Raw genomic sequence first — 10,965 nt, forward strand, 5'->3', positions numbered from 1 at the left:
AATAGTAGGGCATCGCCCATTTTTACGTCGATCGGATTCGTCTCAATAGTTAAATAAATGTGAATAATATCCACGATATGTCGCAGGTTGAGGGCGTTCTGGCGGGTAGAAAAGGGGAAATGAATCAGCGGCACTTAAGTAAAAGGCGGGTTTTCCCGCCTTTTATCTCTCTTATTGTTTCGGGTAGTTATCTTTTTCCAGCTCGTTCAACTCTTCCAGCACCTCATCCGGGTCGGTCGACGGCGGCGGCACTTCATGCAGCCAGGCATCGAACAGACGCCAGGAGACGGCCAATAGCACCGGGCCGATAAACAGGCCAATCATGCCGAAGGCAACCAGGCCGCCGATAACGCCGGAGAGAATCAGAATCATCGGCAGGTCAGCGCCCATGCGAATCAGCATCGGACGAATAACGTTATCCATCGTGCCGACGACGCAGCTCCACACCAGTAATACCGTGCCCCAGGTGGTGTCGCCGGTCCAGTACAACCAGATAATGCTTGGGACTAAAACAATCAATGGCCCCAGTTGCACCAGGCAGGAGAAGGTCATCACCACCGTGAGCAGCGTGGCGTATGGGACGCCAGAAATACCAAGGCCAATTCCGCCCAGAACGGCCTGGACCAGCGCGGTGACTACCACGCCGAGCGCGACGGCGCGAATGGCCTGGCCGGCCAGCAGCACCGCCGCGTCACCGCGCTTGGCGGCAAGACGGGTGGCAAAGTAGCGCATTCCAAAAGCGACTTTCTCACCCTGCCAGTACAACAGGGCGCTAAACAGCAGCATCAGGGCGCTGTGCATCAGGAACCGGCCAACGTGCGCCGCCTGGCCGACAAACCAGGTGGTGGTGGTGCCGATATACGGGCGCACTTTCGCCATCAGCGCGCTGCCGCCCATATCCAGAAGACTATGCCAGCCGCTGTAGAGCTTCGCGCCCACAAAAGGAATGCTGTTTAACCAGGCCAGATCCGGCAGGGTTAAATTGCCGCTGGTAATGGCATGAACCAGCGGGGTGCTGCCGTCAACCAGGCTGTTGACCAGCAGCGCGATGGGAATCACGAACAGTAAAAAAAGCAGCAGCGTCATCACCAGCACCGCCAGCGAACGACGGCCAAACAGCAGGCGCTGGAACCAGAGCAGCACCGGCCAGGTGGCAATCACGATAGTCGCCGCCCAGGCGAAGCCCAGAATAAACGGCTGAACAATCCATAAACAGGCGATGATCATCAGCGCTAAAAACAGCACCGATAGCAGGATTTGTGGAATATCACGAGGCCGAGGGATCGTGTTCATAAATGAGTTTTACCTTTTGTTGCTCGTCAAAGCGCTGACGCAGCGTAAATCCGTTCATTGATAATAATATCAATAAATTCCCGGCGCTGATTCTGCGACAAAAACTCCCGGGCGTATAAGAAAAAAATGTGATAAAACGATAACGGCACGACGCAAACGATTAATTATCTATCCACAGCAGTTTTGCCGCCTGAGCGCAAACCGGCGGACCGCTGTGCGTACAACACAACATTCAGAAAGGGTCAATCGTAATGATCCCACAGATTTCCCAGGCACCCGGCGTGGTTCAGCTGGTGTTGAATTATTTGCAGGCACTGGAGCAACAAGGCTTTACCGGCGATACCGCCACCCGCTATGCCGACAGGCTGACGATGGCGACCGACAACAGCATCTACCAGCTTCTTCCCGATGCGGTAGTGTTCCCGCGTTCTACGGCGGATGTCGCGCTGCTGGCGCGACTGGCGGCGGAAGAGCGCTTCCAATCCCTGATTTTCACCCCGCGCGGCGGCGGCACCGGCACCAACGGCCAGTCGCTGAATCAGGGCATCATTATTGATATGTCCCGCTATATGAACCGCATCATTGAAATCAACCCTGAAGAGGGCTGGGTGCGCGTGGAAGCGGGCGTGATTAAAGATCAGCTTAACCAGTATCTTAAACCGTACGGCTATTTCTTTTCTCCCGAGCTGTCGACCAGTAACCGGGCAACGCTGGGGGGGATGATCAATACCGACGCCTCCGGGCAGGGCTCGCTGGTGTACGGCAAAACCTCCGACCACGTGCTGGGCGTGCGCGCGGTGCTGCTGGGCGGCGATATTCTCGACACCCAGCCGGTGCCGGTTGCGCTGGCCGAAACGCTGGCGAAAGAGCAATCGGCGGCGGGGCGTATCTACCGCACCGTCTTTGAACGCTGCCGCGACAACCGTCAGCTGATCCTCGACAAATTCCCGAAACTGAACCGCTTCCTGACCGGTTATGACCTGCGCCACGTCTTTAACGATGACATGACCGAGTTTGACCTGACGCGTATTCTGACCGGTTCTGAAGGAACGCTGGCGTTTATCACCGAAGCGCGGCTGGATATCACGCCGCTGCCGAAGGTGCGTCGGCTGGTCAATATCAAATATGACTCCTTTGACTCGGCGCTGCGCAATGCGCCGTTTATGGTTGACGCGCGCGCCCTGTCGGTTGAGACGGTCGACTCAAAGGTCCTGAACCTGGCGCGGGAAGACATTGTCTGGCATTCGGTGAGCGAGCTTATCACCGACGTGCCCGATAAAGAGATGCTGGGGCTGAACATCGTTGAGTTTTCCGGCGATGATGAAGCCATGATTGAAGGCCAGGTGAACGCGCTGTGCGCGCGGCTGGATGAGCTGATTGCTCAGCAGGAAGGCGGGGTCATCGGCTGGCAGCGCTGTAACGAGCTGGACGGCATTGAGCGTATTTACGCGATGCGTAAAAAAGCGGTCGGTCTGCTCGGCAACGCCAAAGGGGCGGCAAAACCGATCCCGTTTGCGGAAGATACCTGCGTGCCGCCGGAGCATCTGGCGGACTATATTGTCGAGTTCCGCGCGCTGCTCGACGGTCACGGCCTGAGCTACGGTATGTTTGGCCACGTCGATGCTGGCGTGCTGCACGTGCGCCCGGCGCTGGACATGTGCGACCCGCATCAGGAAGTGCTGATGAAGCAGATCTCCGATGAGGTAGTAGCGCTGACGGCCAAATACGGCGGCCTGCTGTGGGGCGAACACGGCAAAGGTTTCCGTGCGGAATATAGCCCGGCCTTCTTCGGCGAGCAGCTGTACGGCGAGCTGCGTAAGGTGAAGGCGGCCTTCGATCCGAACAACCGCCTTAACCCCGGCAAAATTTGCCCGCCGGAGGGCGTCGATGCCCCAATGATGCAGGTTGACGCGGTGAAACGCGGTACCTACGACCGACAAATTCCCGTTACCGTGCGCTCCTCCTGGCGCGGCGCGATGGAGTGTAACGGCAACGGTTTGTGCTTCAACTTCGACGCCAAAAGCCCGATGTGCCCGTCGATGAAAATCACCAATAACCGTATGCACTCGCCAAAGGGCCGCGCGACGCTGGTACGCGAGTGGCTACGCCTGCTGGCGGATCGCGGCGTCGACCCGCTTATGCTGGAAAAAGAGCTGCCGGAGAAGCGCGCGAGCCTGCGTTCGCTGGTGGAGCGCACGCGTAACAGTTGGCATGCGCGCAAGGGCGAATACGACTTCTCCCACGAAGTGAAAGAGGCGATGTCCGGCTGCCTGGCCTGTAAAGCCTGCTCGACCCAGTGCCCGATTAAAATCGACGTGCCGGAGTTTCGCTCGCGTTTTCTCCAGCTGTACCACACCCGCTATCTGCGCCCGGTGCGCGATCATCTGGTGGCAACCGTTGAAAGCTACGCGCCGCTGATGGCCCGCGCGCCGAAAACCTTTAACTTCTTTATGAGCCAGCCGCTGGTACGCAAGCTGTCGGAAAAACACATCGGCATGGTCGATTTACCGCTGCTGTCAGCGCCGTCGCTGCAAAAGCAGATGGTGACTCACCGCACGGCCAATATGACGCTTGAGCAACTGGAAACGCTCACGCTAGAGCAAAAAGCGCAAACCGTGCTGGTGGTGCAGGATCCGTTTACCAGCTACTACGACGCGCAGGTGGTGGCCGATTTTGTCCGCCTGATTGATAAACTTGGCTACCAGCCGGTGCTGCTGCCGTTCTCACCGAACGGTAAGGCGCAGCATATTAAGGGCTTCGTCACTCGCTTTACCAAAACAGCGCAGAAAACGGCGGACTATCTGAACCGTGTTGCCGCGCTGGGGATGCCGATGGTGGGCGTCGACCCGGCGCTGGTGCTGTGTTATCGCGACGAGTATAAGCAGGTGCTGGGCGACCAGCGCGGCGATTTCAACGTCATGCTGGTCCACGAGTGGCTACCGCAGGCGCTGGCACAACGTGAAAGCGCGTCGCCATCCGGTGAGTCCTGGTATCTGTTTGGCCACTGTACCGAAGTCACTGCGCTGCCGACGGCGCCAAAACAGTGGGCGTCTATTTTCGCCCACTTTGGCGCAACGCTGGAAAACGTCAGCGTCGGTTGCTGCGGGATGGCCGGCACCTACGGTCACGAGGTGAAGAACCACGCCAATTCGCTGGGGATCTACGAGCTTTCGTGGCATCAGGCCATGCAGCGCCTGCCGCGCAACCGCTGCCTGGCGACCGGCTACTCCTGCCGCAGCCAGGTGAAACGCATTGAGGGCAACGGTGTACGCCACCCGTTACAGGCTTTACTGGAGATTATCGGATGATCTGGAGACGGCAAACCACGCTCGAGGCGCTGAATGCCATGGGCGAGGGCAATATGGTGGGGCTGTTGGATATTCAGTTTGAACGCCTGGACGACGCTTCGCTGGAAGCGACGATGCCGGTGGATAGCCGCACGCATCAGCCGTTTGGCCTGTTGCACGGCGGCGCATCGGTGGTGCTGGCCGAGACGCTGGGTTCGGTCGCCGGATACCTCTGTACCGAGGGCGAGCAGCGGGTGGTGGGGCTGGAAGTGAACGCGAATCATATCCGCGCCGTACGCAGCGGTCGCGTGCGTGGCGTTTGCACCGCGCTGCATGCCGGGCGTCGCCATCAGGTCTGGCAGATTGAGATCTTCGACGAGCAGGGGCAGCTTTGCTGCTCCTCGCGCTTGACCACCGCGGTGGTGTAAACGCGTGCGACGCTCGCGCCATCAGGGGCGAGCGTCGTTCTACGTGATTAAGCTTCAATCGGCGTTAAGTAATTCAGCCGCAGCGGCTCGGCCAGTAGGCTGTCCATCTGCCCGATAAACGCCTGAAAATGCGGCAGCGCGATATGTTCTTCCAGCGCCGCCCGATCCCGCCATGACTCCCGCATATAAAACGTCTCAGGTTCATCACGCAGTTGAAAGAGGGCGTAGTCGAGGTTGCCCGGCTCCTGGCGCGTCGGCAGCAGCAGCGCTTTCAGCGCGTCGCGCAGCGCTTCGGTTTTGCCCGGACGGGCTTTGAGCACCGCGATAATCGAGATCATCTTAAAACCCCTCCAGCACAATCTTGCCGACGGCGCGGCCGGTTTCCAGCAGGGTGTGAGCTTTTTGCAGATTTTCAGCGGTGATCGGCCCGTAATGCTCGCCGAGCGTGCTTTTAATCACCTGCCGATCGATTAACGACGCCACTTCGGTCAACAGTCGATGCTGCGCGGCCATGTCGCGCGTGGCAAACATCGAACGGGTAAACATAAACTCCCAGTGCAGCGAAATACTTTTCAACTTCAGCGGCACCACGTCGAGGTTTTCCGGGTCGTCAATCAGCGCCAGCTTGCCCTGCGGGGCCAGCGCGGCGATCAGCGCAGAATAGTGCTCGGCGGTATTGTTAAGGCTGGCGACGTGGGTCACCGCGTTAACGCCGATACGGGCCAGCTCTTCATTGAGCGGTTTGCTGTGATCGATAACGTGATGAGCACCGGCCTCGCGCACCCACTGCTGGCTCGCCGGGCGGGAAGCGGTACCGATGACCGTCATTTTGGTCAGTTTGCTGGCCAGCTGGGTCAGAATTGAGCCCACGCCGCCCGCCGCGCCGACGATCAGCAGCGTATCGCCGTCATTACCGCCGCGCGTGACGCCCAGCCGATCGAACAGCAGCTCCCAGGCGGTGATGGCGGTGAGCGGCAGCGCGGCGGCGGCCGCGTTATCCAGGGTGCGCGGCTTCAGGGCGACAATGCGCTCATCAACCAGCTGGAATTCACTGTTGCTGCCGGGGCGGCCTAACGCGCCGGCGTACCAGACTTCATCGCCAGGGGCGAAAAGGGTCACCGCATCACCGACGGCTTTTACCACCCCGACGGCATCCCAGCCGAGCACGCGCGGCGTATCGCCAGAGAAACCGGCGCGTACTTTGGTGTCGACAGGGTTAACGGAAATGGCTTTGATTTCTACCAGCAGGTCATGGCCTTGCGCCTGCGGGACGGGAAGCGAAATTTCATTGATAAACGGAATATTGTTGCCGTCAGCGGCGGCGCGGGTAATGGCAAAAGCTTTCATGATGACTCCGGGTATGGACTTGGTATACCCGGATAGTAGGAGCAAGCGGTGCGCGAAAAAACCACGCGCCGACGATAAGACTTATACGCCAGAGGTGAAAATGGCTTAGCGGTGCTGGTAAACGATCTCTTCTTCTTCGATGCGCTCTTCAATCAGCCGGGTAACGCGCTGTAGCGCCGCGAGGTGTTTCTCCGCCGCCTGCTCAATGGTCATCGCTTTGGCGATGTAGACGAGGTTGAGACAGCCGAGCACCCGCGACTGGCTGCGCACCGGCACGGCAATGGAAGCGATTTTCTGCTCAAGCTGCCAGCCCTGGAAGTTTTCGCCATAGCCGTTTTTGCGCGTCCGCTCGAGGATCGCATGCAGCTTTTCCGGCTCGCGGGCCAGTTGATATTCGTCTTCCGGCCGCGCGGCCAGCATGTCAATAATCGGCTGACGCTCGTGCTCCGGCGAAAAGGCCAGCCAGGTCAGGCCGGAGGCGGTCAGCAGCAGCGGCAGACGGCGACCCACCATCGAGCGGTGGAAGGAAAGGCGGCTAAAACGGTGGGTGGTTTCGCGCACTACCATGGCGTCGACGTCGAGAGTGGTTAAATCGGTTGGCCAAATGACCTCGCGCAATAATTCTCCAAGTAGCGGCGTTGCAAGTGCAGAAATCCAATGTTCGTCACGAAATCCCTCACTTAACTGCCGCACTTTCAGGGTCAGGCGGAAACTATCATCTGACAAACTGCGTCGCACGTATCCCTCTTCCTGGAGGGTCTCCAGCAGCCTTCTGACGGTGGTGCGATGCAGGCCGCTAAACTCCGCCAGCGTCGCGGTTGACGCGCCCCCATCGAATTTATTTAACAAATTTAGCAACAATAAACCCCGCGTTAATCCCCGCACGGTTTTGTAATCGGTCGCGTCGTTATTTTTCATATTTCCTGACATTTCTATAGCTAAAACAACGTAGTGCACCTGGTGCACATCATGGGCTGTTTTGATTGTAGCCTAAATCCCCGGACATATACTGCGCTCATTATAAAAATATTTTTACATCAAATTAACAAGTGCGTTGATGCTGTAACCGCACCAACGTACCTGGTCCGAGTCGTGAGGTATTGAAGATGACAACATCAAATCCGGATATTCAACCCGCAGTTCAACACCATGTTCAGGTGGCCATTGCGGGCGCAGGCCCGGTGGGGCTGATGATGGCCAACTACCTGGGGCAGATGGGCGTTGAGGTGCTGGTGGTCGAGAAGCTGGATAAATTGATCGACTACCCGCGCGCCATTGGCATTGATGATGAAGCGCTGCGCGCCATGCAGTCCGTTGGGCTGGTAGATAACGTGCTGCCGCACACCACGCCGTGGCACGCCATGCGCTTTCTGACCCCGAAAGGCCGCTGCTTTGCCGATATTCAGCCGATGACCGATGAATTTGGCTGGTCACGACGCAACGCGTTTATTCAGCCGCAGGTGGATGAGGTGATGTATCAGGGGCTGCGTCGTTTCCCTAACGTCCGCTGCCTGTTCTCGCGCGAGCTTGAGGCGTTTAGCCAGAAGGGTGACACTGTCACTATTAATCTGAAAGGACCGAATGGTGAACGTGAAACCGTGCAGGCCAACTGGCTGGTGGCCTGCGACGGCGGCGCGAGTTTTATTCGCCGTACGCTGAACGTACCGTTCGAAGGCAAAACCGCGCCCAACCAGTGGATCGTGATTGATATTGCTAACGACCCGCTGGCAACGCCGCATATCTACCTGTGCTGCGACCCGGTTCGCCCTTATGTGTCGGCGGCGCTGCCGCACGGCGTGCGTCGCTTTGAGTTTATGGTGATGCCGGGCGAAACCGAAGCCCAGCTGAGCGAGCCGGAAAATATGCGTCGCCTGCTAAGCCAGGTGCTGCCGGACCCTGATAACGTAGAGTTGATCCGCCAGCGCGTGTACACCCACAACGCCCGCATTGCCGAACGTTTTCGCGTTGACCGCGTTCTGCTGGCCGGTGACGCGGCGCACATCATGCCGGTGTGGCAGGGGCAGGGTTACAACAGCGGCATGCGCGATGCCTTTAACCTGGCGTGGACGCTGGCGATGGTGGTCAACGGTAAAGCGGGCGAGTCGCTGCTGGACACCTATCAGCAAGAACGCCGCGATCACGCGAAAGCGATGATCGACCTCTCCGTCACCGCCGGCAACGTGCTGGCCCCGGCCAAACGCTGGCACGGTATGGTGCGCGACGGAATCTCCTGGCTGCTGAATTATATTCCGCCGGTGAAACGCTACTTCCTTGAAATGCGCTTTAAACCGATGCCGCAGTACCGCGAAGGCGCGCTGCTGCTGGAACGTGCCGCAAAAGGTTCTCCGGTCGGCAAGATATTTATCCAGCCGAAGGTCACGCGCGAAAACGGCGACGTGGTACTGCTCGATGACGTGATCGGCGCGAAGTTTGCGATCATCGCCTGGGGCTGTAACCCGCTGTGGGGCATGAGTGAAAGCCAGATTGCGCAATGGCGCGCGCTCGGTACCTGCTTTATTCAGGTGGTGCCCGACGTCCAGATTCGTACCCCGCAGGACAATTTTGACGGCGTGATTCGCCTTGGCGATACCCAGAACCGCCTCAAAACCTGGTTTGCCGCGCAGAACGCCTCGCTGGTGGTGGTGCGCCCGGACCGTTTCGTCGCCGCGCTGGCTATCCCACAAACCCTGAATAAAACCCTGGACCAGCTTGCTCATGTGATGGCGCTGACCAGCGTGGAATCTGTTCTTAACGAAGAAAAGGTGGCCTGAGATGAATGCCTATCTCCACTGTCTCTCCCACACGCCGCTGGTGGGCTATGTCGACCCGGCGCAGGACGTGCTGGATGAAGTGAATGGCGTGATCGCCGCCGCCAGCGCGCGCATTGCCGCGTTTGACCCAGAGCTGGTGGTGCTGTACGCCCCGGATCACTACAACGGTTTTTTCTATGACGTCATGCCGCCGTTCTGTCTGGGCGTGGGCGCGACCTCGATCGGTGATTTTTCCAGCGCCGCAGGCGTGCTGCCGGTCCCGACGGAGCTGGCGGAAGCCTGTGCCCATTCGGTGATGAAAAGCGGCATCGATCTCGCCGTTTCCTACTGCATGCAGGTCGATCACGGATTTGCCCAACCGCTGGAGCTGCTGCTCGGCGGGCTGGACAAGGTGCCGGTGCTGCCGGTGTTTATCAACGGCGTCGCCACGCCGCTGCCGGGCTTCCAGCGCACCCGCATGCTCGGTGAAGCGATGGGGCGTTTTCTCTCAACGCTGAACAAACGGGTGCTGATTTTAGGTTCCGGCGGCCTGTCGCATCAGCCGCCGGTCCCTGAACTGGCAAAAGTCGACGCCCATATGCGCGACCGTCTGCTGGGCAGCGGCAAGCAGCTGCCTCCGGATGAGCGCGAACTGCGCCAGCGCCGGGTGATTGAAGCTGCCGAACGCTTTGTGGAAGACCAGAAAACCCTGCATCCGTTGAATCCGATCTGGGACAACCAGTTTATGACGCTGCTGCAGCAGGGCCGCCTGGCGGAACTGGACGCCATCAGCAATGAAGAACTTTCCGCGATCGCCGGGAAATCGACCCATGAAGTCAAAACCTGGGCCGCCGCGTTCGCCACCCTTTCGGCGATGGGCAACTACCGTACGGAAGGCCGTTACTATCGCCCGATCCCTGAATGGATCGCCGGATTTGGCTCGTTAAGCGCCACCACAACGAATTGATTAAGCAGGAGAATATGATGAGCTATCAACCTCAAACCGAAGCCGCAACCAGCCGTTTCCTTAACGTCGAAGAGGCCGGGCAGACGCTGCGCATTCATTTTAACGACTGCGGCCAGGGCGACGAAACCGTCGTGCTGCTGCACGGCTCCGGCCCGGGGGCAACCGGCTGGGCTAACTTCAGCCGCAACATCGACCCACTGGTCGAGGCCGGCTACCGCGTGATTCTGCTGGACTGCCCGGGCTGGGGTAAAAGCGATTCTATCGTCAATACCGGCTCCCGCTCCGACCTTAACGCCCGCATTCTGAAAAGCGTGGTCGATCAGTTAGATATCCAGAAAGTCCATCTGCTCGGTAACTCGATGGGCGGCCACAGCGCGGTGGCGTTCACCCTGACCTGGCCTGAGCGCGTCGGCAAACTGGTACTGATGGGCGGCGGCACCGGCGGCATGAGCCTGTTTACCCCGATGCCGACCGAAGGCATCAAGCTGCTGAATGGCCTGTACCGCGAGCCGACCATCGAAAATCTCAAAAAAATGATGAGCATTTTCGTTTACGACACCCGCGACCTGACCGAAGCGCTGTTCGAAGCGCGCCTGAACAATATGCTGTCTCGCCGCGATCACCTGGAAAACTTTATCAAGAGCCTTGAGGCCAACCCGAAACAGTTCCCGGATTTCGGCCCGCGTCTGGCGGAAATTAAGGCGCAGACGCTGGTGGTCTGGGGCCGCAACGACCGTTTCGTGCCGATGGATGCAGGCCTGCGTCTGCTCTCCGGCATTAACGGTTCCGAGCTGCACATCTACCGCGACTGTGGGCACTGGGCGCAGTGGGAACATGCGGAAGCCTTCAACCAGCTGGTGATGAATTTCCTCGCGCGCAAATAAGGAGCCGCT

9 protein-coding genes are annotated in these 10,965 nt (G+C 58.9%); 5 read left to right on the forward strand and 4 right to left on the reverse strand.

From position 1 onward, the window contains the following. Nucleotides 1-171: 171 nt before the first annotated feature. Entirely contained in the window at nt 172-1,293 is a 1,122-nt protein-coding gene (gene ydiK / locus ACK5JN_RS12270) for an AI-2E family transporter YdiK (RefSeq protein WP_416870433.1), read from the reverse strand. A 251-nt stretch (nt 1,294-1,544) separates the two neighbouring features. Between ydiK and ACK5JN_RS12275 the strand changes: the two genes are divergently transcribed. Both ACK5JN_RS12275 and menI read left to right on the forward strand, forming a co-directional pair. Next, on the forward strand, nt 1,545-4,601 hold the full coding sequence (locus ACK5JN_RS12275) for an FAD-binding and (Fe-S)-binding domain-containing protein (RefSeq protein WP_416870434.1): 3,057 nt from the start codon (nt 1,545-1,547) through the stop codon (nt 4,599-4,601). Next, nucleotides 4,598-5,008, forward strand: a complete 411-nt coding sequence (gene menI / locus ACK5JN_RS12280; RefSeq protein ID WP_416870435.1) for a 1,4-dihydroxy-2-naphthoyl-CoA hydrolase — start codon at nt 4,598-4,600, stop codon at nt 5,006-5,008. Before ACK5JN_RS12275 ends, menI begins: the two co-directional genes overlap by 4 nt. 47 nt (nt 5,009-5,055) lie before the next feature. On the opposite strand, the gene ACK5JN_RS12285 is transcribed toward menI, so the two are convergent. The 3 genes from ACK5JN_RS12285 to ACK5JN_RS12295 all read right to left on the reverse strand — a co-directional run bounded on the left by ACK5JN_RS12285 (nt 5,056) and on the right by ACK5JN_RS12295 (nt 7,273). Next, a complete protein-coding gene (locus ACK5JN_RS12285; protein ID WP_416870436.1) occupies nt 5,056-5,346 on the reverse strand; it encodes a putative quinol monooxygenase in 291 nt (96 codons plus the stop codon). Between the two features lies 1 nt (nt 5,347). Beyond that, on the reverse strand, nt 5,348-6,355 hold the full coding sequence (locus tag ACK5JN_RS12290; RefSeq protein WP_416870437.1) for a zinc-binding alcohol dehydrogenase family protein: 1,008 nt from the start codon (nt 6,353-6,355) through the stop codon (nt 5,348-5,350). Nucleotides 6,356-6,460: 105 nt separating this feature from the next. Further along, nucleotides 6,461-7,273: a DNA-binding transcriptional regulator gene (locus tag ACK5JN_RS12295; protein WP_416870438.1), complete on the reverse strand. Its 813-nt coding sequence runs from the start codon at nt 7,271-7,273 to the stop codon at nt 6,461-6,463. Between the two features lie 188 nt (nt 7,274-7,461). On the opposite strand from ACK5JN_RS12295, the gene ACK5JN_RS12300 reads away from it, so the two are divergent. Genes ACK5JN_RS12300 through mhpC form a run of 3 tightly spaced genes read left to right on the forward strand, consistent with a single transcriptional unit; the run spans nt 7,462 to nt 10,956 of the window. Continuing rightward, nucleotides 7,462-9,126, forward strand: coding sequence for a bifunctional 3-(3-hydroxy-phenyl)propionate/3-hydroxycinnamic acid hydroxylase (locus ACK5JN_RS12300; protein WP_416870439.1), 1,665 nt, complete (start codon nt 7,462-7,464; stop codon nt 9,124-9,126). Between the two features lies 1 nt (nt 9,127). Next, complete coding sequence (gene mhpB, locus ACK5JN_RS12305; RefSeq protein ID WP_416870440.1) at nt 9,128-10,072, forward strand: 2,3-dihydroxyphenylpropionate/2,3-dihydroxicinnamic acid 1,2-dioxygenase; 945 nt, start codon at nt 9,128-9,130, stop codon at nt 10,070-10,072. Between the two features lie 17 nt (nt 10,073-10,089). After that, nucleotides 10,090-10,956 (forward strand): 2-hydroxy-6-oxonona-2,4-dienedioate hydrolase, encoded by an 867-nt coding sequence (gene mhpC / locus ACK5JN_RS12310; protein ID WP_416870441.1) that lies wholly within the window; start codon nt 10,090-10,092, stop codon nt 10,954-10,956. Nucleotides 10,957-10,965: the final 9 nt, after the last annotated feature.

The sequence above is a fragment of the Kluyvera sp. genome (genome assembly GCF_047971185.1).
GTDB lineage: Bacteria > Pseudomonadota > Gammaproteobacteria > Enterobacterales > Enterobacteriaceae > Kluyvera.